This window comes from Mesorhizobium ciceri biovar biserrulae (assembly GCF_001618845.1).
Classification (GTDB): domain Bacteria; phylum Pseudomonadota; class Alphaproteobacteria; order Rhizobiales; family Rhizobiaceae; genus Mesorhizobium; species Mesorhizobium ciceri.
This window is the reverse complement of sequence record NZ_CP015064.1, coordinates 6,046,253-6,072,054: the sequence shown is the minus strand read 5'-3', so window position 1 is coordinate 6,072,054 and position 25,802 is coordinate 6,046,253. Positions and strand designations below refer to the sequence as shown.

Annotated in this window: 26 protein-coding genes and 1 pseudogene; 11 read left to right on the top strand and 16 right to left on the bottom strand. The window is 63.6% G+C overall.

Going from position 1 to position 25,802, the window contains the following annotated elements; all coding sequences use genetic code 11:
* Nucleotides 1-38 precede the first annotated feature (38 nt).
* The 4 genes from A4R29_RS28725 to A4R29_RS28710 all read right to left on the bottom strand — a co-directional run bounded on the left by A4R29_RS28725 (nucleotide 39) and on the right by A4R29_RS28710 (nucleotide 4,253).
* Nucleotides 39-989: a CPBP family intramembrane glutamic endopeptidase gene (locus tag A4R29_RS28725; RefSeq protein ID WP_063173386.1), complete on the bottom strand. Its 951-nt coding sequence runs from the start codon at nucleotides 987-989 to the stop codon at nucleotides 39-41.
* A 170-nt stretch (nucleotides 990-1,159) separates the two neighbouring features.
* A complete protein-coding gene (locus A4R29_RS28720) occupies nucleotides 1,160-1,759 on the bottom strand; it encodes a DUF1236 domain-containing protein (protein WP_063173385.1) in 600 nt (199 codons plus the stop codon).
* Between the two features lie 63 nt (nucleotides 1,760-1,822).
* Nucleotides 1,823-2,920, bottom strand: coding sequence for a zinc-binding metallopeptidase family protein (locus A4R29_RS28715; RefSeq protein ID WP_013528805.1), 1,098 nt, complete (start codon nucleotides 2,918-2,920; stop codon nucleotides 1,823-1,825).
* 91 nt (nucleotides 2,921-3,011) lie between these two features.
* Nucleotides 3,012-4,253, bottom strand: coding sequence for a flavin monoamine oxidase family protein (locus A4R29_RS28710; protein ID WP_063173384.1), 1,242 nt, complete (start codon nucleotides 4,251-4,253; stop codon nucleotides 3,012-3,014).
* 141 nt (nucleotides 4,254-4,394) lie between these two features.
* On the opposite strand from A4R29_RS28710, the gene A4R29_RS28705 reads away from it, so the two are divergent.
* Nucleotides 4,395-5,192 carry a lytic murein transglycosylase gene (locus A4R29_RS28705; RefSeq protein WP_024504026.1) on the top strand — a complete coding sequence of 266 codons (798 nt, stop codon included), beginning with the start codon at nucleotides 4,395-4,397 and terminating at the stop codon, nucleotides 5,190-5,192.
* Between the two features lie 72 nt (nucleotides 5,193-5,264).
* Here the strand turns inward: A4R29_RS28705 and A4R29_RS28700 are convergent, their stop codons facing one another.
* On the bottom strand, nucleotides 5,265-5,786 hold the full coding sequence (locus tag A4R29_RS28700) for a hypothetical protein (protein WP_063173383.1): 522 nt from the start codon (nucleotides 5,784-5,786) through the stop codon (nucleotides 5,265-5,267).
* Nucleotides 5,787-5,791: 5 nt separating this feature from the next.
* Nucleotides 5,792-7,015, bottom strand: a complete 1,224-nt coding sequence (locus A4R29_RS28695; RefSeq protein WP_063173827.1) for an argininosuccinate synthase — start codon at nucleotides 7,013-7,015, stop codon at nucleotides 5,792-5,794.
* A 422-nt stretch (nucleotides 7,016-7,437) separates the two neighbouring features.
* On the opposite strand from A4R29_RS28695, the gene A4R29_RS28690 reads away from it, so the two are divergent.
* The 4 genes and pseudogenes from A4R29_RS28690 to A4R29_RS28680 all read left to right on the top strand — a co-directional run bounded on the left by A4R29_RS28690 (nucleotide 7,438) and on the right by A4R29_RS28680 (nucleotide 11,640).
* Nucleotides 7,438-8,280 carry a hypothetical protein gene (locus tag A4R29_RS28690; protein ID WP_063173382.1) on the top strand — a complete coding sequence of 281 codons (843 nt, stop codon included), beginning with the start codon at nucleotides 7,438-7,440 and terminating at the stop codon, nucleotides 8,278-8,280.
* A gap of 150 nt (nucleotides 8,281-8,430) precedes the next feature.
* Nucleotides 8,431-8,517, top strand: a pseudogene (locus A4R29_RS34310) (LysE family translocator); the annotation flags it as partial.
* A gap of 280 nt (nucleotides 8,518-8,797) precedes the next feature.
* Nucleotides 8,798-10,873 carry a putative bifunctional diguanylate cyclase/phosphodiesterase gene (locus A4R29_RS28685; protein ID WP_082827597.1) on the top strand — a complete coding sequence of 692 codons (2,076 nt, stop codon included), beginning with the start codon at nucleotides 8,798-8,800 and terminating at the stop codon, nucleotides 10,871-10,873.
* 125 nt (nucleotides 10,874-10,998) lie between these two features.
* Nucleotides 10,999-11,640, top strand: a complete 642-nt coding sequence (locus A4R29_RS28680) for a LysE family translocator (RefSeq protein ID WP_063173381.1) — start codon at nucleotides 10,999-11,001, stop codon at nucleotides 11,638-11,640.
* A 6-nt stretch (nucleotides 11,641-11,646) separates the two neighbouring features.
* Here A4R29_RS28680 and A4R29_RS28675 read toward each other — a convergent pair whose 3' ends face one another.
* From A4R29_RS28675 to rlmN, 3 genes are read right to left on the bottom strand one after another with little or no spacing between them, the layout of a single operon-like run.
* Nucleotides 11,647-12,126, bottom strand: coding sequence for a hypothetical protein (locus tag A4R29_RS28675; protein ID WP_063173380.1), 480 nt, complete (start codon nucleotides 12,124-12,126; stop codon nucleotides 11,647-11,649).
* Nucleotides 12,126-12,512: a hypothetical protein gene (locus A4R29_RS28670; protein WP_244506876.1), complete on the bottom strand. Its 387-nt coding sequence runs from the start codon at nucleotides 12,510-12,512 to the stop codon at nucleotides 12,126-12,128. Before A4R29_RS28670 ends, A4R29_RS28675 begins: the two co-directional genes overlap by 1 nt.
* A gap of 59 nt (nucleotides 12,513-12,571) precedes the next feature.
* A complete protein-coding gene (gene rlmN / locus A4R29_RS28665; RefSeq protein ID WP_027162882.1) occupies nucleotides 12,572-13,807 on the bottom strand; it encodes a dual-specificity RNA methyltransferase RlmN in 1,236 nt (411 codons plus the stop codon).
* Nucleotides 13,808-14,150: 343 nt separating this feature from the next.
* Here rlmN and A4R29_RS28660 point away from each other — a divergent pair, with 343 nt between their 5' ends.
* Entirely contained in the window at nucleotides 14,151-15,500 is a 1,350-nt protein-coding gene (locus tag A4R29_RS28660) for a chloride channel protein (protein WP_063173379.1), read from the top strand.
* 56 nt (nucleotides 15,501-15,556) lie between these two features.
* Here A4R29_RS28660 and A4R29_RS28655 read toward each other — a convergent pair whose 3' ends face one another.
* The 3 genes from A4R29_RS28655 to A4R29_RS28645 all read right to left on the bottom strand — a co-directional run bounded on the left by A4R29_RS28655 (nucleotide 15,557) and on the right by A4R29_RS28645 (nucleotide 17,113).
* The gene (locus A4R29_RS28655; RefSeq protein ID WP_013528815.1) at nucleotides 15,557-16,060 is read right to left on the bottom strand and encodes an invasion associated locus B family protein; all 504 of its coding nucleotides are present in this window, start codon (nucleotides 16,058-16,060) and stop codon (nucleotides 15,557-15,559) included.
* 270 nt (nucleotides 16,061-16,330) lie between these two features.
* Nucleotides 16,331-16,693: a YkvA family protein gene (locus A4R29_RS28650; RefSeq protein ID WP_027162884.1), complete on the bottom strand. Its 363-nt coding sequence runs from the start codon at nucleotides 16,691-16,693 to the stop codon at nucleotides 16,331-16,333.
* A 123-nt stretch (nucleotides 16,694-16,816) separates the two neighbouring features.
* On the bottom strand, nucleotides 16,817-17,113 hold the full coding sequence (locus A4R29_RS28645; protein ID WP_027162885.1) for a 4a-hydroxytetrahydrobiopterin dehydratase: 297 nt from the start codon (nucleotides 17,111-17,113) through the stop codon (nucleotides 16,817-16,819).
* Between the two features lie 50 nt (nucleotides 17,114-17,163).
* Between A4R29_RS28645 and A4R29_RS33495 the strand changes: the two genes are divergently transcribed.
* Nucleotides 17,164-17,682 carry a low molecular weight protein-tyrosine-phosphatase gene (locus A4R29_RS33495; protein ID WP_013528818.1) on the top strand — a complete coding sequence of 173 codons (519 nt, stop codon included), beginning with the start codon at nucleotides 17,164-17,166 and terminating at the stop codon, nucleotides 17,680-17,682.
* Here A4R29_RS33495 and thpR read toward each other — a convergent pair.
* A complete protein-coding gene (thpR, locus tag A4R29_RS28635) occupies nucleotides 17,586-18,182 on the bottom strand; it encodes an RNA 2',3'-cyclic phosphodiesterase (protein ID WP_013528819.1) in 597 nt (198 codons plus the stop codon). The two genes, A4R29_RS33495 and thpR, sit on opposite strands and share 97 nt — an antisense overlap.
* A 125-nt stretch (nucleotides 18,183-18,307) precedes the next feature.
* Nucleotides 18,308-18,952, bottom strand: coding sequence for an arylesterase (locus A4R29_RS28630; RefSeq protein WP_013528820.1), 645 nt, complete (start codon nucleotides 18,950-18,952; stop codon nucleotides 18,308-18,310).
* Nucleotides 18,953-19,040: 88 nt separating this feature from the next.
* Here A4R29_RS28630 and A4R29_RS28625 point away from each other — a divergent pair, with 88 nt between their 5' ends.
* The 4 genes from A4R29_RS28625 to A4R29_RS28610 all read left to right on the top strand — a co-directional run bounded on the left by A4R29_RS28625 (nucleotide 19,041) and on the right by A4R29_RS28610 (nucleotide 23,972).
* Nucleotides 19,041-19,736, top strand: a complete 696-nt coding sequence (locus A4R29_RS28625) for an ABC transporter ATP-binding protein (RefSeq protein WP_013528821.1) — start codon at nucleotides 19,041-19,043, stop codon at nucleotides 19,734-19,736.
* Nucleotides 19,736-22,285 (top strand): ABC transporter permease, encoded by a 2,550-nt coding sequence (locus tag A4R29_RS28620; protein WP_063173377.1) that lies wholly within the window; start codon nucleotides 19,736-19,738, stop codon nucleotides 22,283-22,285. The genes A4R29_RS28625 and A4R29_RS28620 overlap by 1 nt, the downstream gene beginning before the upstream one ends.
* 227 nt (nucleotides 22,286-22,512) lie before the next feature.
* On the top strand, nucleotides 22,513-23,292 hold the full coding sequence (locus tag A4R29_RS28615) for a Bax inhibitor-1/YccA family protein (protein WP_063173376.1): 780 nt from the start codon (nucleotides 22,513-22,515) through the stop codon (nucleotides 23,290-23,292).
* 107 nt (nucleotides 23,293-23,399) lie between these two features.
* On the top strand, nucleotides 23,400-23,972 hold the full coding sequence (locus A4R29_RS28610; RefSeq protein ID WP_063173375.1) for a GNAT family N-acetyltransferase: 573 nt from the start codon (nucleotides 23,400-23,402) through the stop codon (nucleotides 23,970-23,972).
* 131 nt (nucleotides 23,973-24,103) lie between these two features.
* Here A4R29_RS28610 and A4R29_RS28605 read toward each other — a convergent pair whose 3' ends face one another.
* Both A4R29_RS28605 and A4R29_RS28600 read right to left on the bottom strand, forming a co-directional pair.
* Nucleotides 24,104-24,487, bottom strand: coding sequence for a DUF2794 domain-containing protein (locus tag A4R29_RS28605; protein ID WP_063173374.1), 384 nt, complete (start codon nucleotides 24,485-24,487; stop codon nucleotides 24,104-24,106).
* 429 nt (nucleotides 24,488-24,916) lie between these two features.
* Nucleotides 24,917-25,702 carry a DUF1223 domain-containing protein gene (locus tag A4R29_RS28600; protein WP_013528826.1) on the bottom strand — a complete coding sequence of 262 codons (786 nt, stop codon included), beginning with the start codon at nucleotides 25,700-25,702 and terminating at the stop codon, nucleotides 24,917-24,919.
* Nucleotides 25,703-25,802 lie beyond the last annotated feature (100 nt).

The window sequence follows — 25,802 nt, the reverse complement described above, 5'->3', positions numbered from 1 at the left end:
AAGACAAGGGCCGGGTGGCGTCATTCCCGGACCCGCATTCAGGCCGTGCTCGCGCGGTCCGGAAGCTCGGCGGCGACCTTGAGCGGCGAGCGCGGATGCAAAAGCAGCCCGATGGTCAGCAGACTGCAGGCGATGCCGATGAAGGCGATGAGAACCGCATCCGACGTTGCCCAGCCCGGTCCCTCGAGCGGCCTGGCGTTGAACAGGGCGAAGGAATTGGAGCTTTCCTGATGCGAGATCAGCAGGAAGCCGGTCAGGTTGTTGCCGAGATGAGCACCCAGCGCGGCGCCGAGATTGCCTGTTGCGTAAACGACAAGCGTCAGCAGCAGCGCGAAAGCGGCGATCGACGCCAGCACACAGGCGTTGATGGCTGGCGACGAACTCGCACTCCAATGCAGCGAGGTGAACAGCAGGGCCGGCAGCAGCGCCCAGATGAACGGGCTCTTGAACCGGCTGGCCAGCCCGCGCAGCAGGTAGCCGCGAAACAGCAACTCTTCCGACGAGGTCTGCAACAGAGTGAGCGCGGCGATCGGGATCGCAAACAGCAGCCAGGACGACAGGCTGATCGGGCCGCGCGCGATCTGCGGCTGCAAGAGATAGAGCAGGATTTCGGAGATCAACGAGGTGATCAGCACCGCGATCAGCCCCTTGAGGAAGCCGGACCATGAAACACGCCGGCTGTTGCCGAGCAGCGCCGACAGCTTCTCGCCATGCACCCAGCGCATCGCGACCCACAGGCCGATCCAGATGCCGGCGAACGAGACGAGCGCGGTGAGGATGCCGATGGGCGAGGCGAGGAAACCCTGCATGCCGGATGATGGGGCCGCCTGCCGGGCGAAGAAGGCATAGGTGCCGCCGACCAGCACGGCCACGGTGGTTGCTGCCCAAAAAAGGACGACGATCCCCGTTCCGAGCAACAGGCGCGGCAAGGTCGTCCTGGCGTTCGGCGAATGCCTGTAGCGCTCGAAGGCGGCCGGATCGATGGTCACGCGGGCTCCTTTGCCAAAGTCATCGCCTATTGACTAACCGACCGCCGGAAAAATCGGAAGTTTTCCGCAAAGGACAATGCTCAGAGCAGCGTCGGCGCACAAGAGGCGACGCTGCGGTGCCGCCTGCCGGCGGCCGCTGCTGTGGCAGCGGCCGCTTATGTCAATTGTCGTCAGCGCACGACGTACATGATGCGCCGGGTCTGCGGATCGATCAGCGCCCGCTGGCCGTTCACATAGACATAGCGGTAATTGTAGTCCGGAATCTCGCGCAGCTCGACGGTGTCGGGCAGGGTCGCGCCGGTGACCACTTCGCCTTCCAGATAGATGGGATCGAGGCGATGCGTGTCGACATAGGTGCGGACTTCAGCCGGGGGCGGCGGGAAGTCATCCACGACCGGATCGCTGGCGATGATCGCGCCGGTATAATCGGTCGAGTAGTTGCCGATGTCCTCCGGCGGCGAGACGACAGCAACGCTGGCGCGCCGTTGCGCCAGCACCACCCGGCTGCCGCCTATATCGGCCGTCACATAGTCGGAATAGACCCAGCCCTGGCCGCCGGCCTCGGCTATGGTGCACCATTTGCTGTTTTCGATGCAGCCATTGAGCGTTGCCGACTGACCGGCGGCGAGCACGCCGATGACAGGGTATTGCGGGCCGGGTCCGGCGCGAACGTTAAGGTCGGTGATGGCTGAGACGGCGGTGTCGGCAAACGCGGCGCCCGACATCACGGTCAGCATTCCGGCGACCGCCGGAAACAACAGGGATTTCATGGTTTCTCTCCGTTTTCATGGTCCCTCGCCAGCGAAAACGGGGCAGCAGCTCATGCGTTCCCGCTAAAGCGCCTGTGCCAACTCACGATTTGTTCCCTGTTCTCCAGGCAAATCGGTCAGAAGTTCGTGAACGAAGTCCAATTTCCGCGCCGTGACGTCCGAAATGACAAAGGGATAGAGGTCCGGCAGGCCCATGCAGCGGTTGATCGAATTGGAGGCTTCCGACAGCACCAGCCAGCGGGCAAGGATCTTTTCGAAAGACTCGGGCGCGGTCGGCGGCTCCGAGGGTGCGGCCTGCAATTCGCCGCCTGTGTCGCCGCGCGGCAAGTCGTTGGCCTCCACCGTCTCCAGCCGGCCGAGCGGAAAGTTCAGTGCGTGCACCATTTCCAGCGTGTCGGTGATGTGCAGGTGGTGAGCCCAGGTCTCGGCCCAGTCCTCCCATGGATGCGAGGTCGCATAGGCCGAGATGTGGCCTTGCTGCCAGTCGGGCGGCGCACCATTGGCATAATAGGCCTTCAGCGCCTGTTCGTAATCGGCGCGGTCATCGCCGAACAGTGCGCGGAAAGCTTCGAGCCGGTGCGGATCGTCGCGGATCAGGCGGTCCCAATAATAATGCCCAAGCTCATGACGGAAATGACCGAGCAAGGTGCGGTAGTTCTCGCCCATCTCGACGCGCCGCTTCTCGCGCTCGGCCGAATCCGCCTCGGCGACGTTGAGCGTGATCAGGCCATTGTCGTGGCCGGTCAGGATCCGCTCGCCGCCGGGGCCGCCGCCGATCGGATCGGCGAGGAAGTCGAAGGCCAGCCCGATCTCGTCGGCGGGGTTCTGCTTGGGCGCCACCGGCAGCCCGAAGGCCAGCAGCGAATAGATGGCGCGCTTCTTCGCCGCTTCGACACGGATCCAGCGGCGGCGGTTGCCGTCGACGGAGAGATCCGGGATCAACTGGTTGAGCGCACAGGCGCGGCAAAAGGCGTGTCCGGGCTCGGCCATCCAGTTGCAGGCGCATTCATCGGCGTTGGTGCACTGGAAGATGCCGTCGGCGCTCGCCAGCGCGAAACAGGCGTGCTCGGGATCGTAGAGCACGGGGTTCCCGCAGTTCAGGCACTGGGCGTTCTCGAAATAGATGCGATGGCCGCAATGCGGGCAGTCGAAGAGTTTCATGTCGGTCTCAATTCACCGGAGGTGACATAGATGTTCACGGCGGCCCGTGCCCAACGCGAACAGCCGCGCGGCGTTCCACATTTTCCTGAAGCTATTTGGCCGCAAGCTGGGCGACAACCTGTCTTGCCACCGCTTCGCCCGACAGCCGTGCGCCGCCGCAGGTCTGCATCAGCGGGCCGGCCAAGTGCTCGCCGGCGAAGAAGATCTTGTCGGCCACCGGCTGCATGAGCGCGGCGCGCGCCAGTGAACGGCCAGGGCGGGCGGCGGCGTAGGCGCCGCGCACGAAGCGCTCGCCGCCCCAATTGGTCATCATGGCGCGTCCGACATGCTTGCGCGTATCGCCACCGAAGATGCCGCACAGCCGGTCGACGACGAAGTCGATGCCGGCCGCCTCGCCGGCCGCCGACATTTCCCAGGCGAAATCGCCGCCGACGAAGCCGACCATCAGGTCAAGGTCGAACGGGAAGCACAGGAAATAGATGTCGTGCCTGGCCATCCGTTCGATCAGCAGGTCGTCGAAAGGCTGCAGCCCGAGCCTTGTGCCCGATATTTCGACCGGCAATTTGGTCAGCATGCCCATCGGCAGGTCGAAGAAGGCATGGGTGTCGGGCAGGGCCGGCGAGAACGCGATCTCCTCGAAGGCGAGCACCGCCGGCGAAGCGGTCACGATCACCGCTTTGGCGCGGACGGTGCCGCGATCGGTGACGCAGGCGACGCCGGGCACGTCCCACAGGATCTTGCGTACCGGCGTCGACAGTTCGACCGGCACGCCGGCGCCGAAACGCGCCACCAGCGCGCCAAGGCCCTCCTTGCTGAAGTAGTTCGGGTCGAGATCGGCGGCGGCCTGGAAGTCCAGGATCGAGATTTCGTCCTCGTCGGCGCCGAAATCCATCGGCCCGGCGAAGGTGGCGGCGGCGCGCGGCGCATGGCCTTTTGCCAACAGCGCCGAAAGACGATCGTCATCTCCGTCCTTCACTTCATGCCTGGCCAGCAGTTCGAACAGCTTGGCGTCGGCGGCCTTCATGTCGGCTTCTTCCGCTTCGCTCGCCTTGCGCTCGCGGTAGTAGAGATGATCGACATTCATGTCGTGATGATGCAACGTCCAGCCTGCCACTTGCGCTTCGGGAAAATAGGGATTGCGGTCGGCGGCATGCAGCCAGGCGCAGCCGATGTCGAAAGGCACGCCGAAATGCTGGTCGCTGGTCCAGGCTCGCCCGCCGATTCTGTCCATCGCTTCGAGCAGCGTGAAGGAAAGCCCCGCCGCCTGCAGGGTTTTGGCAGCGGCAAGACCCGCCGAGCCGGCGCCGATGATGACGACATCAACGTCTTGCATGCAGCCCCCTTGCCACAATAATCACTTGATCCTAGGCAAATTCCACGGCATTCGCCAGCATTGCAGCGGTGACAGTGACAAGTGCGCGTTTCGCTGGCAAGTTCGCAATTGGGACGTGATTCAGGCAACCAGGAGATCAACATGGCAATTCTTGCCAAGGGAAAGATGTTTGCAGCGGCCGCGATGGCGGTGCTTGCGCTGGCGACGGGCGCACAGGCAGCGGCCAGCTGCGGCAAGACCGGCGCCGGCTTCGAGGCCTGGAAGCAGGACTTTGCCGCGCAGGCCAGGTCGGAAGGTGTGGGCGCCAAGGGGCTGGCCGCTCTGGCCGGGGCGAACTACGCGACAAAGACCATCTCCGTCGACCGCGGCATTCACAAGGCCTTCAGCGGCTCGGTGGACGATTTCATGCGGCGGCGCGGCGGCGCGGCGATTATCTCCAAGGGCCGGTCGCTGAAAAAGTCGAATGCGGCGCTGTTCTCCAAGATCGAAGCGAATTACGGCGTGTCGCCGGGCGTGTTGCTGGCCATCTGGGGTATGGAAACCGGCTTCGGTTCGGCCATGGGCAACCAGAACACCGTCTCTGCCATTTTGACGCTTGCCTATGATTGCCGCCGCCCGGGGTTCTTCTACCCGCATGCGATCGCCGCCCTGAAGCTGGTCGATCGCGGGGCGCTGACAGCCTCGTCGGTCGGGGCCGCGCATGGCGAGATCGGACACACGCAGTTCCTGCCAGGAAACGTCCTGAAATATGGCGTCGGCGGCGGAAACCTGCGCGACAAGGGCACGGCGCTGGCTTCCACCGCCAACTTCCTCAAGGGCCATGGCTGGCGGGCAGGTGCGAGCGCGAGTGCGAATATGGGCGCGATTGCCGGCTGGAATTCCGCGAGCGTCTATCAGCAGGCCATCGCCCGCATTGCCACGGCGATCGACGGCGATTGACGGAACATGCACCGGGCAGAAGGCCCCGGCCATTTTTGACTTGATCGAAAACCCGGCGTGAATGCCGGGTTTTTATTTGATTTCGAGCGTGTAGGAGCAGCCGGCCAGGGTCTTGCCGGGATGGGACTCGACGGTCGAGACGTTGAGCTTGACGTCGGTGGAGAAGGTCAATCCTTCCGACTCTTCGGTGCTTTGGACAACGACCTTTTCGCCAAGGAATTTTTGCGGCGTGGAAAACACGGCCATGACGTCGAGTTCTTTTGCAAGCTCCGGCGCGGCAACGCCGTCGAGCACGGCCATCGGCCCCGCAGCGGTAAACACGATCGATCCTGTCTCGCGGTTGAACACGCGGATTTTGGCCGGCAGTTCGTATTGGCTGAGAAACGGATTGCCGGAGGCAACCTCCTTCCAGCCAAGCGTTTCAACGGCACCCGGTGCGCTGGATAGCCACAGGGCAAAGTCGTTGTAGGTCGGAACGTCCGCCCTGCACTCGATCAGCGCCGGAAGGTCAAGAGAGGCGGGGTCGAACTCCTGGCTGGCCGCCGGCGTCGCCAGAACAATCAGCGGCGCCAGGCAGCGACCGAAACCGCGCATCCGCCCTACTTGGCGCGGTTGCGCGCTGCCAGCGTTCTCAGCCGCAGTGCATTGAGGCGGATGAAGCCGGCGGCGTCCTTCTGGTCATAGGCGCCACGGTCATCCTCGAAGGTGACCAGCGCATCGGAGTAAAGCGTCTTCTTCGACTTGCGGCCGGTGATCATGACGTTGCCCTTGTAGAGCTTGAGCCGCACCGTGCCCTCGACGTCTTCCTGGCTCTTGTCGATCATCGCCTGCAGCATCAGCCGTTCGGGTGCGAACCAGAAGCCGTTATAGATCAGCTCGGCGTAACGCGGCATGAACTCGTCCTTGAGGTGGGCCGCACCTCGGTCGAGCGTAATCGATTCGATGGCCCGGTGGGCGGCGATCAGGATGGTGCCGCCTGGCGTTTCGTAGACGCCGCGCGACTTCATGCCGACGAAGCGGTTCTCGACCAGGTCGAGCCGGCCGATGCCATTGTCGCGGCCGAGATCGTTGAGCGCCGTCAGCATGGTTGCCGGCGACAATTTCTTGCCGTTCAGCGCGATCGGATCGCCCTTCAGGAACTCGATCTCGATCTCGGTGACCTTGTCCGGCGCGTCCATCGGCGAAACGGTGCGCTGATGAACGAATTCCGGCGGCTCTACCCACGGGTCTTCCAGCACCTTGCCCTCAGAGGACGAATGCAAGAGGTTGGCGTCGACCGAGAACGGTGCATCGCCCTTCTTGTCCTTCGGCACCGGGATCTGGTGCTGCTCGGCGAAATTCATCAGGTCGGTACGCGACTTGAACGTCCAGTCGCGCCACGGCGCGATGACCTTGATGTCGGGGTTCAGTGCGTAAGCCGAGAGCTCGAAGCGAACCTGATCGTTGCCCTTGCCGGTGGCGCCATGCGCGATCGCATCGGCGCCGGTTTCCCGGGCTATATCGACCAGATGCTTGGAGATCAGCGGCCGGGCGATCGAGGTGCCGAGCAGATAGGTGCCTTCATAGACGGTGTTGGCGCGGAACATCGGGAAGACGAAGTCGGCGACGAATTCCTCGCGCACATCGACGATACGGATGTCCTTGATGCCCATCATCTCGGCCTTGCGGCGCGCCGGTTCCAGCTCTTCACCCTGACCGAGATCGGCGGTGAAGGTGATGACCTCGGCGCCGAACTCGGTCTGCAGCCATTTCAGGATGATGGATGTGTCGAGACCGCCGGAATAGGAGAGCACGACTTTCTTGATGTCTTTGGTTTTGGACATTTGGCGGTTCCGCGACAGGAGTTCTTGGCGCGCGAGTATCACGGGGTTTCCGGCTTGCGCAAGAGATGAACGGCCTTGCGCAAGAGATGAACGGCGCACGGCAGGGGTGACGAACGCGGGTGACGAGCTTTCGCTGTTGTGGCTTGGCTGATCGCGTGGGTTCCGATTTATCTCTTTTCAGTCCTCTGAGAACTTCGCCGTCAACCCGGCTCGGAACGCTGGCGTTACAGCGCCGCGCGTGCTTCAGACACGCGAAAGATGCGGCAGCACTTGATTTTAGCGGCCGAAGACAAGCTTTCGTTGCAAAAATGCTGCACCTTGGCTGCAATCGGCCAAGTCGAGCGGTCGCGTCCATTTCTTTTTACTTTTAGGACCTTCCGCGTGTTAGCTGCATCAGTATATTCGCAATACTCGGGGGTCACATGCAGCGTTTTCCTATTGTCGTCGCGTCATTGGTCGTGGCGACGTCTTCCTACGCGGCCGACATCTTGCAGCCGATCGCAGAAGAAACGGTGGTCACGCCGCATATCTCCGGCTACGGCGAACTTTACCTTGGCGGACTAAGGTTTCCCGACGGCAACGACGACACGGTCCGGGGCGGCGGTGGTGCAGGTCGCGTCAACATTCCGTTTGCCGGGCGCTGGAACCTGCAAGGCGACCTCACCTACGACCGCATCTGGCAGGACGACTTTCACCTGGATGGCACCGGCGCCGCGATCCATGGCTATTATCGCGATCCCGACAGTTTTGCGGCTGGCGTTTTCGCTGCCTACAAATCCTATGGCTCCAATTTCCTTCGCGACGTAAGTGTGTACGACTATCAGGTGGGGCCGGAAGCCCAGGTCTATCTCGGCAATTTGACCCTTTACGGCCAAGCCTATTATGGCCAGTTCACCTTCGATTCCGAACATTTCGATATCGAACGTTTCGACCAATGGGGTGTCCGCGGCGTCGCGCGTTATTTCGTCCAGAAGAATTTTCGCTTGGATGCCGAACTCGATTTCCACAGAACGCTCGTGGGCTCCAACGAGGACATGTTTGACGCCGCCGTTCAGGCCACATACCGCTTCGACGATACGCCGTGGTCGCTGTTTGGGCGCTATCAGTTCGAGCGGACCACGGTCTCCGAAACGGGTTATTCAAGCCACGAAGTCCTGATCGGCGTGCGCGCCAGCTTCGGTAGCAACTCGCTGCTTGACGAGGATCGCAATGGGGCGACCATGGACACCATGCGACCCAACGCGGTGAGAAGTTTCGGGGGCTAAGCTGGGTCCTACGTCCCGCTTCCGGCATCATCGCCTGTCTTGGTACCAACAGCCCCGGCCTCGCGCCGCGGTTTGCGCGAGATGCGCCGACGATGATCGATGCGCTCAAGGCCGGCGCGCTGTGCGGCACGCTGATCTACACCACGCTTCGCGCTAATCGTCGCCTCGTCGATGACCTTCTTCGCACTGAAGATCTTTGGCGCCGGCTATCTCGCCTTCCTTGCCTGGCAGGCGATCGCAGGCACGTGCCAGACTGCCGATCCAGCGTGAGGCAGGCGGCGGGCATGATGTCTGGACAAACGAAAGAATCGTTTGTCCGAGAAGCCGGCCCGCTTTTCGGGGCCATGCTCTGGGAAACAACCTGCTACAATCATAGGATGCATTCGACTGGCGGATTTAATCAAGTTTTCATGCGGCGACGCTAAACAAGCAGGACAGAGTTGTCCTGGTTCGCATGTCGATGCCGGAGCAGCTTTTGCTCGCACATCGCGGGCTCCTCGGGCTTGGGCGACTCTCGATGCGCGTTATATCATGCATCGCCACGGAGCATAATCTGTGGCTTGTCCTCCTGGCGGCGCTGATGTGCGTCACCGGCTGTTGGGTGACGATCGGCCTCTTCGACCGTTCGAGGAAAACCACCGGCGTGCAGATGAAGGGCTGGCTGTTCCTGACCGCGGTCGCCGCCGGCTCGTCGATCTGGTGCACCCATTTCATCGCCATGCTGGCCTACCAGCCCGGCGCGCCGATCACCTTCGATCCGGTCCTGACCATGGCGTCCCTGGTCATCGCCATCGTCGGCACCGGGCTGGGCTTCACCCTCGCATCCGGCAAGAGCCGGCGCCTGGCCCCGGAATGGGGCGGCGTCGTCGTCGGCCTGGCGATCTCGGCCATGCACTACACCGGCATGATGGCCTATCACGTTGCCGGCATTGTCGAATGGGACGGCTCCTATGTCGTGGCCTCACTGGTCATCTCGGCGGTGTTCTCCGCCCTGGCCGTCGGCCATGCCGTGCGCCGGCCATACCGCTGGTCGCATTATCTCGCCATCGGGCTGCTGGTGCTGGCGATCGTCGGCCTGCATTTCACGGCGATGGCCGCGGTGGCGGTGACGCCGCTGTCTTTCATCAGCACAGGCACCAATCCCGATATTCTGGTGGCAATGGCGGTCGCCGTCGCCGTGGTCGGCCTGATCGTCGCGGCCACCGGCTTCGCCAGTTACCTGATCGATGAGCGTGGCCGACTGGAGAGTTTCGAGCGGCTTCAGCATCTCGCCCTCAACGACGCCCTTACCGGCCTTCCCAACCGGGTCTCCTTCAACGACCGCCTCGACCATGAGATCGACCGGGCATGCGAGGGCGAGGACACAATGACGGCGGTCATCGTCATCGATCTCGACCGCTTCAAGGAGATCAACGACCTCAGGGGACACGCGGCCGGCGACCAGGCTCTCAAGATCGTTGCCCGCAGGCTGGCGAAACTCACCGGCGAGGGCGAGTTCGTCGCACGGCTCGGAGGTGACGAGTTCGCCGCCATCAAGCGCTTCAAGGATCAGAAGGACCTGCTCGGCATGGTCTCGAGGCTGGAGAAATCCCTGTTCGAGCCGTTGCGGCTCGACGATTTCGAGATCGCCGCCGGCGCCAGCATCGGCGTCGCGGTCTATCCGCGCGACGGAGCCGATCGGGAAAGGTTGGTCAGCAACGCCGACCTTGCCATGTACCGGGCGAAGAACGACGTGACGCGAGCCGTCTGCTTCTACGAATCCGCCATGGACGAGACGGCGCGGGCGCGCCGCGCCTTGGCCACCGACCTTCGCCAGGCGATCGACCGCTGCGAGCTTTCGCTTCACTATCAGGTGCAGACCTCGGTCCCGACCGGCGCCACCTGCGGCTACGAGGCGCTGCTGCGCTGGACCCATCCCGTGCATGGTATGATCCCGCCCGCCGAATTCATCCCGATTGCCGAAGAGAACGGCTCGATCATGGCGATCGGCGAATGGGTGCTGCGGACCGCGTGCCGGCAGGCGGCCTCGTGGGGCAATGGCCACAAGATCGCGGTCAATTTGTCGCCGGTGCAGTTCGCCCATGCCGATCTCGCCAAGCTCGTCCATCAGATCCTGATCGAGACCGGGCTGTCGCCGAAACGGCTGGAGCTGGAGTTGACCGAATCGACGATCGTCGCCGACAAGGTGCGCACGCTGCATGTCCTGCGCCAGGTCAAGGCGCTTGGGGTGACGATCGCGATCGACGATTTCGGCACCGGCTATTCATCGCTCGATACGCTGCGCTCGTTTCCCTTCGACAAGATCAAGCTCGACCGCTCATTCATGGCCGATGTCGAGCGAAGCCCGCAGGCCAAGGCCATCATCCGGGCGGTGCTGACGCTGGGCCGCAGCCTCGACATTCCGGTGCTCGCCGAAGGCGTCGAGACACATGTCCAGCTCACCATCCTGCAGGTCGAAGGCTGCAATGAGGCGCAAGGCTATTTTCTCGGCCGGCCGAAGCCCATCGACCAGATCACCGGGGACACCGATGTCCGCAACGATCGACTCTTCGCGGAGGAGCCAGCGAGGATACGGCTGAGCAGGCAGGCATAGGACTGCCGCGGCCGGCGCCCAGCGAATGCCGTGCAGACGCCTGCTGGATCGAGATCGGATCGCTGCTGTGTCTGGCGTCGACATGGCGCATCCTGTATAGGCCTCCCAATTCCCCGGGGCCGCTCATGTCGTTCATTCCAGACACCACCACGCTGATCCAGTTCGCCATCGCCACGGTCATCCTGGCGATCACGCCGGGGCCGGACATGACCCTGTTCGTCTCGCGCACGCTGAGCCAGGGCCGTGCCACCGGCTTTGCCTCGATGGCCGGCGCGCTTTGCGGCACGCTGATCCACACCACGCTGGTGGTGGTCGGCGTCTCGGCGCTGATCGTCGCCTCGCCGATGGCATTCTTCGTGCTGAAGATCTTCGGCGCCGGCTATCTCGTCTTCCTGGCCTGGCAGGCAATCACCAGGGGCTCGGCCTTTTCGCCGGAGAAGAAGACGGGACCCGAGATTTCGCTGTTGCGCAGCTGGGCGGCGGGCCTCGGCGTCAATCTGCTCAACCCGAAGATCATCCTGTTCTTCATGACCTTCCTGCCGCAGTTCGTCTCCGCACATGATCCGAACGCACCGGGAAAGCTGTTTTTCCTTGGGCTGATGTTCATCGTGCTGTCGGTCCCGGTGACGGTGCCGATGGTGCTGGCGGCGGAAAAGTTTTCGGCGGCGATGAAGGGCAACCCGCGCGTTACGCGGGTGGTCGACTATCTGTTTGCCGGCGTGTTCTCCGCCTTCGCCCTCAAGATCCTGACGGCGCAGGCGAAGTAGGCGCCGTCATCCTGTCCGGCCATCCTCTTTTGATCCTGGTTCGCCTTGCCACCAGCTTGCGGCCCAGCGCCCGGCGCTGAGCCAGTAAAAGATACCACCGACCATGCCGCTGCCGATCACGGCCATGATGGCGCTGGTGTCCCTGACGGCGAAGGCGGTGTCACCGCTGTGGTCGGCAAGCCCGAGGAAAACACCGGCAACCACCGCGCCCGCCAGCGCATAGAACAGCCAGTCGCGCCGGCCCAGGATTTCGGCAAGCAGGATGACGACAGAGGCCGGCATCAGGGCGAAATAGGCGACGAACAGGGCGGCGAAGGGAATTGAGAAATACAGGGAAGCCGTCGCCGTCGGATGTGCATGCTCCGGCGTGTAGCCGAGCGATGCCAGGAACAGGATGTTGAGGAAGGCGCTCGCCGCCAGCGAGGCGACGGCATAGCCGAACAGGATGACGGTGAAACGGATGAGGTAGCCGACGAGACGCGCCATCAATCCCGGCCCAGATTCCGGCCCGTGCCGGACCTGCGTCCAGCCAGAAGCCAGTAGATCCAACCGGCGGCGATGCCGGCGGTGGCGAGAAAACCCAGAAAGCCCGGATTGAAGACAAAGCTGCTGGCGGAGCGCGGCATGGATACGCCAAAGGCAATGGACGTGATCGCACCGGTGGCGGCGAAGTAGAACCATCCCCGAAGTGAAAACCGTTCGGCGACAAAGAGCGCCGGGCCGACGATCAACAGCGCGCCGATCATTACGGTCAACACGGCGAGCGGGAACGAGCCAAGCCAGTCGAAGGCGAAAATGATCGACCAGTTGCCGTCTTCGATGCCTTCCAGAAGAGCGATCAGCAGCACCGGCACCAGGATCGAGGTCAGCACGGCGGCGACATAGCCGACCGCCATGATGGCGAGGCGTCTTAGGCAGGCGAAGGGGCGGTTCACGCCTCGCCGTGCCCCGCTATCATCATCGCTTCCAGAGCCAGCCGGTCGACCTTGCGCATGCGCTCGGAGTCGGATTTGAGCTGGCCGCAGGCGGCGAGGATGTCGCGGCCGCGCGGCGTGCGAATCGGCGAGGCATAGCCGGCATTGTTGATGTAGTCGGCGAATTTCTCGATCGTCTCCCAGTCCGAGCACTGGTAATTGGTGCCCGGCCACGGGTTGAACGGGATCAGGTTGATCTTGGCCGGAATGCCCTTGAGCAGCTTGATCAGTCCCTTGGCGTCCTCGATGGAATCGTTGACGTCCTTCAGCATCACATATTCGAAGGTGATGCGCTTGGCGTTCGACAGGCCGGGATAGGCGCGGCAGGCGGCGATCAGTTCCTTCAGCGGATACTTCTTGTTGATCGGGACAAGCAAGTCGCGCAGATCGTCATTGGTGGCATGCAGCGAGATTGCCAGCATGACGCCGATTTCCTCGCCGGTGCGGAAGATTTCCGGCACGACGCCGGAGGTCGACAGCGTGATGCGCCGCTTCGACAGGGACAGGCCGTCACCGTCGGAAGCGATCAGCAGCGCCTTCTTCACCGCTTCGAAATTGTAGAGCGGCTCGCCCATGCCCATCATGACGATGTTGGACACTTTGCGGCCTTCGGCCGGCACGATGGCGCCGTCGGGCGTGTCGCGGTCAGGGAAATCGCCGAGCCGGTCGCGGGCGGTGAGCAGCTGGGCGAGGATCTCCTCGGCCGTCAGATTGCGCACCAGCTTCTGCGTGCCGGTGTGGCAGAACGAGCAGGTCAGCGTGCAGCCCACCTGCGAGGAGATGCACAGCGTGCCGCGACCCTCTTCGGGAATGTAGACGGTTTCGATCTCAACGGGCCGGCCGGCGCCGCGCGGCGGAAAGCGGAACAGCCACTTTCGCGTGCCGTCGGCGGAAATCTGCTCCTCGACGATCTCGGGCCTGGCGACGGTGAAATGCTTGTCGAGCTCAGCACGCAGATCCTTGGAGATGTTGAACATGCCGGCGAAATCGGAGACGCCGCGCACATACATCCAGTGCCACAGCTGCTGGGCGCGCATTTTCGCCTGGCGCTCGGGCACAGCGCCTGATGCAACCAGAGTCTCGGCGAGTTCGATCCGCGTCAGGCCGATCAGCGACTGCTTTTCGGGCTGTGCCGAGCGGGCACGCAACGCGTCGCGGGCGCTGTCAGTGGTGAGATCGAATGAAAGGGTCATGGTTGCACTGATATAAGCGGTTTGCGGCCGATTTCACGCATCGTGCCGGAAAGGAAGCGCGGCGCATAGCACAGGTTGAGGGCAGAGTCATGCTCAGCTAGCTTTACGATCTACGATCGCCTTGGAACGACGTCGGCACCGCCCCTCGTCATGGCGGGCATTTCTCTCCCGATAATGCCTGTCTTGCGGCGGCAGCGCGTTTGGCTGATGGCTTCCCGACCTTTCACCGAAGCGATGCTTCCGCCTGGCACTCAGGCGAGCGCCAACGACAGGTTTTTCCGGCGCTAGTTTAATAGACTGCCCAGCTGTGTTAGGCCGAAACATTCCCCGCTCGAGGACTGACATGGCCGGCACATCGCGAAAATATCCCATGCTGCGGCGTTCGCGCGCGATGTGGGGCTCACGGCGGGTCTGGCAGCCGCGCCTGGTGTTCTGGGCGGGCGCGCTTGGCATCGGTGTGATCAGCGTGCTGTTCGCGGTGCTGGCCGACAGGGCGCAGGAACTGTTTCAACTGATGACAGGAGATGCAGGCGGCTGGCGTTTCTATCTGCCGCTTGCCATTACGCCGTTGGGTTTCGTGCTGTGCGCCTGGCTTGCCCACACCTTCTTTCCCGGTTCGCAAGGCAGCGGCATTCCGCAGGCGATCGCCGCCCGCCATCTGCGTGACGACGAGGACCGCAGCCACATCCTGTCCCTCAAACTGGTGGCCGGCAAAATCATGCTCACCATCGTCGGCCTGTTCTGCGGCGCCTCGATCGGCCGCGAGGGGCCGACGGTGCAAGTCGGCGCGTCGCTGATGCTGCAGGCGGCACGCTGGGGCGGCATGGTGCAGGCCCGGGGTCTGATCCTGGCCGGGTCGGCCGCCGGGATTGCCGCCGCCTTCAACACGCCGCTGGCCGGCATCGTCTTCGCCATCGAGGAGATGGGCCGCACCTATGAGGCGCGAACCAACGGGCTGGTGCTGACGGCGGTGATCCTGGCCGGTCTCGCTTCGCTCGGCCTGCTCGGCAACTACACCTATTTTGGCGTCGCCAGGGACACCATCTCGTTTGCCGCCGAGTGGCCGCTGGTGATTGCCTGCGGCGTCATCGGCGGCGGGTTAGGCGCGCTGTTCTCGCTGCTGGCGTTGAAGGCGACGCGGCGGATCCGGCGCTGGAACACTGGGCAGCCTTTGCTGCGCGCCCTGATCGCGGCCGCAATCTGCGGGCTTGCGGTGGCGGTGATCGGCATCGCCTCGGGCGGGCTGACCTTCGGCACCGGTTACGTCCAGGCGCGGGGCGCCGTCGAAGGCACGCCGCTGCCGTGGTTCTTCTTCGCCGAAAAGTTCCTGGCGGGACTGCTGTCGATGATCTCGGGCATTCCGGGCGGCATCTTCGCGCCCTCGCTGGCGGTCGGCGCCGGCATCGGCAGTTCGCTCGGCCTCCTCTTTGGCGCGAGCACTGGGGTGGCGGCACTGCTCGGCATGGCCGGCTATTTCGCCGGTGTGGTGCAAGCGCCGATGACGGCCTTCGTCATCATCCTGGAGATGACCGGCAATCACGACAATGTCATCGCGCTGATGCTGGCCTCGATGCTGGGCTACGGCACGGCGCGCATGATCTCGCACGAGCCGCTCTATCACGCGCTATCGCGTGTCTTCATCGCCGAGGCGATCCGGCGCCGCCGGGCGGAGGCCGGGCCGGGGCAAGTATGAAAGAAAAAAGGCCGGGCTTCGCGGCCCGGCCTTTCCCTCAAAAAAAGTAGCTTTGCCTATTTACACTTGGCGATCGATGTCAGCGCCGCCGAAATGCCCTTCAGAGAGAAGACATAGGAGGTGGGATTGCCGCGGCCGGACTTCGCCGTCACCTTCATGTCGGTGCCGGTCTTCATGGCGGCGATCAGTACCGGCTCCTCGGCGGCATTCTCCACCCAGGCCGATTTGCCGCGGGTGAACATCGAAAACGTCTTCTTGTCGATGGTCACGGTGGCCTTGGAGCCTTCCTGGAAATTGTAGCCGGCAATGAATTGCGGCTCGTAGGACACTTGCTGGCCGGGCCGCTGGCTGACGAAGAAGAACATATCGCCATGGTCGAGCGTGGGCGGCTGCTTGTCGGTCGGCACGGTCAGGACATAGCAGACCTTGCCGCCCGATGCCTGGTAGCTGTAGGTGCCCCAGGCATTGTGCTGGCCGATCTTGGTCGCCGACTGCGCCAGTGCCGGCGCTGCCACGGCCACCAGGGCCAGACTCGAAACTATCGCAATCAATCCGCGCATCGCTTTTCCCGTATTCCAAATGGTGCGGAGGCAGGCCGGCTTGGCGTCCTGCCCGTCGCTTCATTTTGATTTAATCTGGGTTACCAAACGGTGAATTTCCGAAGAGAAAAGGACCCTCACCCCGAGGAAACCGCCACCATACCCGCGCCGCCGCCCTGCGAGCGGGTGGCGCGACATCCCTTTGGCGACTTGGAGGCCACGAAAGCGGCAAGAGTTTGACTTTTTACGCTGTCGCCGAAAGCCGGCTCCAACGGCGTTCCGCGCGCGTGTTCAGCCCTTGTCGGCCATGGCGTCCCTGGCGGCCTGCCGGTGCGCAGTGGTGATGTGGGCACTGACGGCGGTGATCGCGGCGGTGAGCACGGCGATGTCGTCGGTGAAGCCAAGCCCGAAGACGAAGTCGGGGATGACATCCACCGGCAGCACGAAATAGCCGAGCGCGGCCAGCAGAATGCCCTTGGCGCGCAGCGGCGTGTTCTTGTCCATGGCGCAATAATAGGCGGCCACGACCTCTTCCATGAAGGGGATCTGCCGCGCGGCCTTCTTGGCTGTGCGCCAGAATTTCTCGCGCACTTCGCTCTCGTCTGACGGCTTGCCGCCAAAGCCGAAGAAATCAAAACCGGATTGTTGCGCCATCAGTCTCTCCTTGCGGGGCTCATGCGCATCCGGCGCCTGCCCCGCGGGGGAAAATGTGGTGAAACCCGACCCCCGCTACAAGATGCCGGTGCCGATTTGGGCCTGCCGAGGCGATACCAGGCCTCAGGCGCCGGCAAAACGGTTCATTTTCGTGGCCAGATCGATATCGAGCGCAGTGACGCCGCCGGCGTCGTGGGTGTTCAGCGTCACGTCAACGGTTTTGTAGACATTCGACCACTCGGGATGATGATCCATCGCCTCGGCGGCAAGCGCGACGCGGGTCATGAAGGCGAAAGCCTCGGAGAAATTCGCGAAGGTGAATGTGCGCTTGATGAAGGCGCCGTCTTCCGCCAGCGCCCAGCCGTCGAGGCCCGTCAATGCGGCTTCAGCGGCTTGCCTGCCCAGTTTCTCTCTCGCCATGTCCCTATCCTGTGCTATTCGAAAACGACCCTCACCATAGCGACGGATCGATGAGCGCGAAGCCTATAAATTCCATTCTCTTCGTCTGCCTCGGCAACATCTGCCGGTCGCCGCTGGCGGAAGGTGTCTTCCGCGCCGTTTGGGCCGAGCGCGGGTCGGCCCGGGATATCCTGCTCGATTCGGCGGGAACCAGTGACTGGGAGGCCGGCTCTGCCCCCGATCGACGCGCGATCGCGGTCGCCATGCGGCACGGCGTCGACATTTCCGGGCAGAGGGCGCGCAAGGTCACGCCGCAGGACCTCCACCGTTTCGACCTGATCCTTGGCATGGACCGGTCGAATGTCGCCGACCTGAAGGCGCTGGCGCCGGCGGCCGTGCAGGACCGCATCCATCTGTTCCTGGAATTCGCGCAGGGAAAGGCACGCGACGTGCCGGATCCTTATCATGACGAGGCAGAAGCCTTCGCTTCCGCCTATCGCATGATCCGCGAGGCGTCGGAGGCGCTGGCGACAAGGCTGGAGGCGCGGGCGTCCGTGCCTGACAGCGGCCAGGCTTCCTCGACGATGTAGGGTCCGCCGCCGACCGAATCGCGCGACGACATCAAAACGAAACGGCCGATGCGGAACGGCAGCGTCGAGAAATTGCCGCGCGCCGACAGATATTGGGCAACGTCCAGCGGGGTCGAATTGCGCAAGCGCGCCAGCGTCACATGCGGCATGAATTTGCGCGGGTCGGCCGGGATGCCGAGCCGCTGGCAGATGCGGTCGATCTCACCTTGAAGGGCGGCCAGATCGGGCGAGGCGGAAGCGCCCGCCCACACCGCATGCGGCTTCTTCTGGCCGAAAGCGCCGACGCCGGTCAGCGCCAGCGAGAAAGAAGGGCGGTGGACGCGGTCGAGCGCGTTGGCGATCTCGTCGGCGACATGGCCGGGAACATCGCCGATGAAGCGCAGCGTCAGATGGTAGTTTTCGACGTCGATCCAGCGGGCTCCCGGCAAGCCGCCCCGCAGCAGGGACAGCGAAAGGGCAGCGTCACGCGGAATTTCGAGGGCGGTGAAAAGACGCGGCATGAAGAGCCTCCCTTCCTCGAATCGAACTGTCACCCATAGCGAATCATCGATAGTCAAACGGAGCAAGAGGTTTGTTGGCCACAGTCCCTGTTAAAAGCTCGCCGGGCGGAAACAGTTCCAACCCGCTAGGAATCGCCCGGCACCGCCGCGATCACCTTCTCGACCGCGGGCAGGATGCGTTCGACCATCTGGTCGACGCCTCGTGCGCTCGGATGCAGGCCGTCCTCGAGCTGCATGCCGGGCTGGCCGGCGACGCCATCGAGAAAGAACGGGTAGAGCGCGACGTCGTATTTCTTCGCCAGGTCCGGGAAAATGGCGTCGAAGGCGCTCTGGTAGTCGGGACCGAGATTGGGTGCGGCGCGCATGCCGGCCAGAAGCACGGCAATCTTGCGCTGCTTCAGCTTGCTCAGCATCTCGTCGAGGTTCTTTTTGGTGATGTCGGGCGAGACGCCGCGCAGCATGTCGTTGGCGCCGAGTTCGAGGATGACCAGCTGCGTGCCGTCCGGCACCGACCAGTCAAGCCGCGCCAGGCCGCCGCTCGTCGTGTCGCCGGAGACGCCGGCATTGGCGACGGTCACGTCGTGACCTTTGGCGCCAAGCGCTGCCTGCAGCCTGTCGGTAAAGCCCTGGTCGGGTCCAAGGCCATAGCCCGCCATCAGGCTGTCACCGAAGCCGACGATCTTGAACGGCTCGGCACGCGCCGACGACATGACGCCGCAAATGGCGAGGAAAACCACGAAGCCTGCGGCAATACTGCGTTTGAAAGACATGCGGCAGGCCCCATATGAGCTAGGAATTCTTCAGTCGACGGCTTCCGGCAAGCAGAGCCTTCATTCCCAGATATAGGACGATTTCATTTTGACAGAAGCCGTCATCGCGCTGAAAGATGTGTCCCTGACCCTTGGCGAGGGCGCTTCATCGGTCCATGTGCTGAAGGGGGTGAGCCTCGATGTGGCGACCGGCGAGGCGACCGGCATCGTCGGGCCTTCGGGTTCCGGCAAGTCAACCTTGCTGATGGTCCTGGCAGGCCTGGAAAGGGTCGATTCGGGTACGGTCCGAATCGCCGGCGAGCTGCTCAACGGCAAGAGCGAGGACCAGATCGCTTCGTTTCGGGGCCGAAACATTGGCATCGTGTTCCAGTCCTTCCATCTCATTCCCAACATGACGGCGCTCGAAAATGTCGCGGTGCCGCTGGAACTGGCGGGCCATGCCGATCCGTTCGCGGTGGCGGCGCGCGAGCTGGCGGCGGTTGGCCTCAGCGACCGCGTCACCCACTATCCCGGCGAATTGTCGGGCGGCGAGCAGCAGCGCGTGGCGATCGCCCGCGCATTGGCGCCGTCGCCGCGCATCCTGATCGCCGACGAGCCGACCGGCAATCTCGACCAGGCGACCGGGCGGCAGGTCGCCGACCTCTTGTTTGCGAAGGCGGCCGAGCGCGGCATGACGCTGGTGCTGGTGACGCATGATCCGGCGCTCGCGGCACGCTGTTCGCGCCAGGTTTCGATGCGCTCGGGCCGGATCGAGGCACCGGCGCCGGTCAAGGTGACGGCCTGATGCCGCTGTCCCGGACGTTGAGGCTCGCTGTCCGCTTCTCGCTGCGCGAGATGCGCGGCGGCCTGTCCGGTTTCCTGATCTTCCTCGCCTGCATCGCGCTCGGCGTCGCGGCCATCGGCGGCGTCAACTCGGTGGCGCGTTCGATCACCGCCGGTGTCGCCAATCAGGGCCAGACGCTGCTTGGCGGCGATCTTCGCTTCCAGATCAACCAGCGTGACGCCAGCCAGGCGGAGCGCAGCTTCCTTGACGGGCTCGGCACGGTTTCGCGGACCGCCAGCATGCGTTCGATGGCGCGTCTGGCCGACGGATCCGACCAGGCGCTGGTCGAGGCCAAGGCGGTCGACCATGTCTATCCGCTCTATGGCACGCTGGAGACCGAGCCGGCGCTGTCGAAACAGGAACTGTTCGGCGAAGAGTTCGGCGTCTTCGGTGCGGCAGCGCCCGATCTTCTGTTCGAGCGGTTGCACGTCAAGCTTGGCGACCGGCTGAAGCTCGGCACCGCTGCTTTCGAACTGCGCGCCAAGCTGGTCGCCGAACCGGATGCCGTGTCCGACGGTTTCGGCTTCGCGCCGAGGCTGATGATCTCGACCGAAGGGTTGGCGGCCACTGGACTGATCCAGCCGGGCAGCCTGGTCGAGAATGCCTACAAAATCCGGCTGCCGGCGGACGCCGACGAGGCGAGGCTCAAGGCCATCCAGGATCAGGCCGCCACGGATTTTCCGGAAGCCGGCTGGTCGATCCGCACGCGCAGCAACGCGGCGCCCGCGCTGTCGTCCAACATCGAACGCTTCTCGCAGTTCCTGACCCTGGTCGGGCTGACGGCGCTGGTGGTCGGTGGCGTCGGCGTCGCCAATGCGGTGCGCGCCTATCTCGACGGCAAGCGCGGCGTCATCGCCACCTTCAAGAGCCTGGGCGCTTCGGGCGGCTTCGTCTTTGCCGTCTATCTCGTGCAGATCCTGATCATAGCCGGATTGGGTATCGTGCTGGGCCTTGTGCTCGGCGCACTAATGCCCTTCGCGGCGAGCGCGGCCTTGCAATCCGTCATTCCGGTGCCGGCCGAAGGCGGCTTCTATCCCGGCGCGCTCGGCATGGCGGCGCTGTTCGGCCTGCTGGTGACGTTGGCTTTCGCGCTGCTGCCGCTCGGCCGCGCCCGCGACGTGCCGGCAACCGCGCTGTTTCGCGAAATGGGGCTGGAAGGCCGCGGCTTGCCGCGCCCCGCCTATGTCGCGGCGGCCATAGGCATCGCGCTGCTGCTTGCGGCGCTGGCCATTCTGTTCTCGGGCGACCAGCGCATCGCCTCGATCTTTGTCGGCGCTACCGTCTTCGCCTTCCTGGTGCTGCGCGTGGTCGGCGCACTGGTGCAATGGGCCGCCAGGAAAAGCCCGCGCGTGCGCTTCGTGGCGCTCAGGCTCGCCATCGGCAACATCCATCGGCCAGGCGCCCTGACGCCATCGGTGGTGCTGTCCCTGGGGCTCGGGCTGACGCTATTGGTGACGCTGGCGCTGATCGACGGCAATCTCAGGCGACAGATCTCGGGCAGCCTGCCGGAACGGGCGCCGAACTTCTTCTTCGTCGACATCCAGAGCGCCGATGTCGCGTCCTTCTCGGCGCTGATCGGCAAGGAGGCGCCGCAGGGCGTGCTGGCCAAGGTGCCGATGCTGCGCGGCCGGGTGATGGCGCTGAACGGTGTCGACGTCGACAAGGTGAAGGTGCCGGCGGAAGGCGCCTGGGTGCTGAGGGGGGATCGCGGCCTGACCTATGACACCAGGCAGCCGGAGAACGCGACGCTGACCGAGGGCAGTTGGTGGCCCGAAAATTACAGCGGCGAACCGCTGGTTTCGTTTTCGGCGCAAGAAGGCAAGGAGATCGGGCTGAAGCTCGGCGACACCATCACCGTCAATGTGCTGGGCCGCAACGTCACGGCCAGGATCGCCAGTTTCCGCCAAGTCGAATGGGAGACGATGGGTATCAATTTCGTCATGGTCTTCTCGCCCAACACATTCGCGGGCGCCCCGCATGGCTGGATGGCGACGCTGACCGAAAAGAGTGCATCGACGGCCGACGACGCCCGCATCCTCAACGCCGTCACCCGCGCCTTCCCGGCGGTGACGACGGTGCGGGTCAAGGACGCGCTCGACGTCGTCAACCGGCTGGTCGGGCAGCTCGGCACGGCGATCCGGGCGGCCGCTGGCGTGGCGCTGATCGCTTCGGTGCTGGTGCTGGCCGGCGCGCTTGCAGCCGGCAACCGGGCGCGCATCCATGATGCGGTGGTGTTGAAGACGCTGGGCGCGACACGCACGATGCTGATATCGGCCTTCTCGCTCGAATATATGCTGATCGGGCTGGCCACCGCCATTTTCGCGCTGGCGGCGGGCAGCGCAGCCGCCTGGTTCGTCGTCGCGCGCATCATGACTCTGCCGTCGCATTTCATGCCGGAGATGGCGGTGGCAACCATTCTGTTTTCGCTGGTGATCACGGTCGGCATTGGTCTCGCCGGCACTTGGCGGGTGCTCGGCCACAAGGCAGCACCGGTGCTGCGCAACCTGTGACGACAGGCCCGGAACGGGCATCCTGGATTAAATCTTGGTAAGAAAGCCGTCCGAAAAGCCGAGGAAACGGCGCTTCGCCCTCTCACGAACCGTTACATCCGGTTACGGTCTTGTTCTTGACGCGAATAACCATCATATTTCGCCACAGGCATGCTGGAGCCCTGCCAGCGGCGCCTGGGTCCGGAAGGACCTGACACCGGACGGGGCAGAAGCAATAGAGGACTACAATGGCTGATCCCATTCGCAACTACCAGACGCGCGCCGTGCCCGGCGTCGGCGTCGGTGCCGACATCGATCAGGGCCTGCGCGCCTACATGATCAAGGTTTACAATCTGATGGGGCTTGGCCTCCTCATCACCGGTCTTGCCGCTGTCGGCACGATCATGCTGGCCACCACCACCGATCCGGCTTCGGCTGTCGCGACGCTGCCGAGCGGCGAGATGCTGACGTCCTTCGGCTACGCGATCTTCGGCTCGCCGCTGCGCTGGGTGGTGATGCTGGCGCCGCTGGCCGCCGTGCTGTTCCTGTCGTTCCGCGTCCAGTCGATGAGCGTTTCGGCGGCGCAGACGACGTTCTGGCTCTATGCCGGTCTCGTCGGCCTGTCGCTGTCTTCGATCTTCCTGGTCTACACCACGGCCAGCATTTCACAGACCTTCTTCGCCACGGCCGCCGCCTTCGGTGCGCTGTCGCTGTTCGGCTACACCACCAAGCGCGACCTGACGGCAATGGGCTCGTTCCTGATCATGGGCGTGTTCGGCATCATCATCGCGTCGGTGATCAACATCTTCCTGCAGTCGTCGGCGCTGTCGTTTGCCGTGTCGGCGATCGGCGTGCTGGTCTTCGCGGGCCTCACCGCCTATGACACGCAGAAGATCAAGGAGATGTATTTCGAGGGCGACAGTTCGGACGTCGCCGGCCGCAAGGCGATCATGGGCGCGCTGACGCTCTATCTCGACTTCATCAACCTGTTCATGTTCCTGCTGCAGTTCATGGGCGACCGTCGCTAGTTCAGCATGCTGGACCATCGAGTTCCAAAAGGGCGGCCAACGGCCGCCCTTTTCTTTTGTGCCGGGCTTTGCTGTTATCGCGAGCAGAGAAATGGCACCCATAAACTATGAGCACTATTACGATTCGACCGGCGACAGCGGCCGACCTCGACAGCATCACCGGCATCTACGCCGACGCGGTCGCCCAAGGCACGGCGAGCTATGAGTTGGAGCCGCCGAGCCGCGCGGAGATGGGTGTTCGATTCGACAGCCTGATGGCCGGCGGCTTTCCCTACCTTGTGGCGGAGAAGGACGGCGCGGTTCTCGGCTACGCCTATGCCGGTGCCTTCCGGCCACGCCCGGCCTATCGCTTCATTGTCGAGGATTCGGTCTATGTCGCGCCCGCGGCCAAGGGCCAGGGCGTCGGGCTCAAGCTGATGCAAAGCCTGATCGAGGCGGTGACGACGGCAGGCTTTCGCCAGATCATCGCGGTGATCGGCGATGGCCGTCCCGACAGTGCCTCGGTGCGGCTGCACGAAAAGCTCGGCTTTCGCCATTCGGGCCGCCTTGAAGGTTCCGGCTACAAGCACGGCCGCTGGCTGGACACGGTGTTCATGCAGCTGTCCCTGAATGGCGGTGCCTCGACGCCGCCCGATCCGAGTTCGCTGCCAGAGCGGAAGTTTCGCCTTAGAGGGGACTGAAGAAGGAACTGACGAATTGCGGAATTGAAGAACTGAAGAATAAAAAGAAGCGGCGGCAACAGATGACGCCGAGGCCTTTTCTCAACTCATCAATTCTCCATTTCTTCAATTCCCCTGCTCTAATTCCCTGCTCAGGCTTCGACCAGCTTCAACTTGCTGTCGAACACACCGAGCACGCGGCCGAGTTCCTGGCCGCGTTTCAAGATGCGGCCGCCGGCGGCGATGACGGCAAAGGCGCCCTGCTTGCGGGCCAGTTTCGGATCCTTGACGATCTGGAACAGCGGCACTTCGCTGGTGCGGCGGAAGACGGAAAAGACAGCGCGGTCGGCGAGATGATCGATGGCGTAGTCGCGCCATTCATTGGCGGCGACCATGCGTCCGTAGAGCCTGAGGATCTGGTCCAGCTCGCGTCGATCGAACCGCACCGGCTGATCGAGACGTTCGCGTCGCGCCTCGTGCAGCGGGATTATTGCGGATGCGTCCCCATCCCCCGTCCCGCCACTTTCATCGGTCATGCCTCGATCCTTCAAAATGAATCTTTGCCAACCAAAGTTGGCGTGTTCGCGACTGAATTGCAAGGCCCGGCGAACCGAGCCCCGCGCCGCGCCGTTTCCGTCACGTCCAGTCACTTTTATGAAACGCCGTGTTGGAATTGGTGATGTTCCGCCACATTTCTGCCTTTTTTTATCCGCGCTCATGCCCCAATGTCCGACGAATTTACCGGCGTTGCCTGAGACGGTTCGGTCCGGCACCGGCTCGTAAACCCCAAGCCCCCCGCCCACGGGTCTGCGTCGGATCGAACCAACCTCGGCTCTTCTTCGGAAGAACCGGGAGCGACGATCCCAAAACCTAAATGACCGGCGTCAGAAGCAAGCTGACGTCGGTTTTTTATTGGCTGGTGATAGGTGAGCCTTCGCGCTACCGCGGCAGGGGTTTGAGCGCTCTCAAGGCTTGTGGATGAATGCGGCGCCGAGAATGGGACCGGGCATGCCGTCCTTGCCGACCGACTGCAGCAGCACGGCGCAGCCGCCCTTTTTGGCAATCTCGCTCATCGGCAGTTCGTAGCGCTGTGCCTTGCCATGCCACATGCCGGCGGTCTGGATGCCGGTGACGGCGTTCCAGTAGGTCATCTTGCGGCCGGTATTTTCGCCCTCGCCGACTTTGACCGTCTGCGGCGGGTCGAAATAGACGATGACGACATGGGCGTCGCTGGGGCCGTTGCCGGCATCGCCGGCGTCGATCATCACGCGATCGCTGGTGCGGCTGACCTTGACGGCGACGCGCATGCCTTCGCCGCTCTTGGCCATGCGGGCGAGCGCACCATCGACCTCGCCGCGGTTGGCGCCGTTGACATGGACGCGGCCATTGATGACGGCCTGCGGCGTATAGACGGAGCGGCTGCCGAAGGCGCGCATATAGTCGTATTGCCGCTCGGTGTTCTCCTTGCGGCCGAGCGTGTCCTGCCAGCCGAGATAGTCCCAGTAGTCGACGTGATAGGCGAGCGCGACGATGTCTTCCTTGGCGGCAAGTTCGGAGAACAGAGTATCGGCCGGCGGGCAGGAACTGCAGCCCTGGCTGGTGAACAGCTCGACCACGCCCAATGGCTTTTCGATCTGGACCCGGTCGGTCTGGGCGCGATCGGATTCGCCGGCATGCCCGGCGCCGGCAGACGCCGAGAAGGCCAGCGCAAGAGCTGCCAGCCACAATGATTTTCGCGAGGCCATGGCCATTCCGATTCCCGCCGGTGATGCCGGCTTTATCTTGATTGCTGAAATATGTGGCAGAACCGGAAGTCAACGGGAAGTCACGTTGCGGTGAAATTTTGCCGTT

What these genes read in the sequence shown, in the direction of transcription:
- A4R29_RS28645 (WP_027162885.1), bottom strand. Translation starts at nt 17,113, where the DNA reads ATGGCGAGAGAGAAACTGGGCAGGCAAGCCGCTGAAGCCGCATTGACG.
- A4R29_RS28615 (WP_063173376.1), top strand. Translation starts at nt 22,513, where the DNA reads ATGGCTGATCCCATTCGCAACTACCAGACGCGCGCCGTGCCCGGCGTC.
- A4R29_RS28655 (WP_013528815.1), bottom strand. Translation starts at nt 16,060, where the DNA reads ATGCGCGGATTGATTGCGATAGTTTCGAGTCTGGCCCTGGTGGCCGTG.
- A4R29_RS28660 (WP_063173379.1), top strand. Translation starts at nt 14,151, where the DNA reads ATGGCCGGCACATCGCGAAAATATCCCATGCTGCGGCGTTCGCGCGCG.
- A4R29_RS28680 (WP_063173381.1), top strand. Translation starts at nt 10,999, where the DNA reads ATGTCGTTCATTCCAGACACCACCACGCTGATCCAGTTCGCCATCGCC.
- A4R29_RS28630 (WP_013528820.1), bottom strand. Translation starts at nt 18,952, where the DNA reads ATGTCTTTCAAACGCAGTATTGCCGCAGGCTTCGTGGTTTTCCTCGCC.
- thpR (WP_013528819.1), bottom strand. Translation starts at nt 18,182, where the DNA reads ATGCCGCGTCTTTTCACCGCCCTCGAAATTCCGCGTGACGCTGCCCTT.
- A4R29_RS28720 (WP_063173385.1), bottom strand. Translation starts at nt 1,759, where the DNA reads ATGAAATCCCTGTTGTTTCCGGCGGTCGCCGGAATGCTGACCGTGATG.
- A4R29_RS28675 (WP_063173380.1), bottom strand. Translation starts at nt 12,126, where the DNA reads ATGGCGCGTCTCGTCGGCTACCTCATCCGTTTCACCGTCATCCTGTTC.
- A4R29_RS28690 (WP_063173382.1), top strand. Translation starts at nt 7,438, where the DNA reads ATGCAGCGTTTTCCTATTGTCGTCGCGTCATTGGTCGTGGCGACGTCT.
- A4R29_RS28605 (WP_063173374.1), bottom strand. Translation starts at nt 24,487, where the DNA reads ATGACCGATGAAAGTGGCGGGACGGGGGATGGGGACGCATCCGCAATA.
- A4R29_RS28695 (WP_063173827.1), bottom strand. Translation starts at nt 7,015, where the DNA reads ATGTCCAAAACCAAAGACATCAAGAAAGTCGTGCTCTCCTATTCCGGC.
- A4R29_RS33495 (WP_013528818.1), top strand. Translation starts at nt 17,164, where the DNA reads ATGAGCGCGAAGCCTATAAATTCCATTCTCTTCGTCTGCCTCGGCAAC.
- A4R29_RS28600 (WP_013528826.1), bottom strand. Translation starts at nt 25,702, where the DNA reads ATGGCCATGGCCTCGCGAAAATCATTGTGGCTGGCAGCTCTTGCGCTG.
- A4R29_RS28650 (WP_027162884.1), bottom strand. Translation starts at nt 16,693, where the DNA reads ATGGCGCAACAATCCGGTTTTGATTTCTTCGGCTTTGGCGGCAAGCCG.
- A4R29_RS28700 (WP_063173383.1), bottom strand. Translation starts at nt 5,786, where the DNA reads ATGCGCGGTTTCGGTCGCTGCCTGGCGCCGCTGATTGTTCTGGCGACG.
- A4R29_RS28705 (WP_024504026.1), top strand. Translation starts at nt 4,395, where the DNA reads ATGGCAATTCTTGCCAAGGGAAAGATGTTTGCAGCGGCCGCGATGGCG.
- A4R29_RS28620 (WP_063173377.1), top strand. Translation starts at nt 19,736, where the DNA reads ATGCCGCTGTCCCGGACGTTGAGGCTCGCTGTCCGCTTCTCGCTGCGC.
- A4R29_RS28715 (WP_013528805.1), bottom strand. Translation starts at nt 2,920, where the DNA reads ATGAAACTCTTCGACTGCCCGCATTGCGGCCATCGCATCTATTTCGAG.
- A4R29_RS28710 (WP_063173384.1), bottom strand. Translation starts at nt 4,253, where the DNA reads ATGCAAGACGTTGATGTCGTCATCATCGGCGCCGGCTCGGCGGGTCTT.
- rlmN (WP_027162882.1), bottom strand. Translation starts at nt 13,807, where the DNA reads ATGACCCTTTCATTCGATCTCACCACTGACAGCGCCCGCGACGCGTTG.
- A4R29_RS28610 (WP_063173375.1), top strand. Translation starts at nt 23,400, where the DNA reads ATGAGCACTATTACGATTCGACCGGCGACAGCGGCCGACCTCGACAGC.
- A4R29_RS28685 (WP_082827597.1), top strand. Translation starts at nt 8,798, where the DNA reads ATGCGCGTTATATCATGCATCGCCACGGAGCATAATCTGTGGCTTGTC.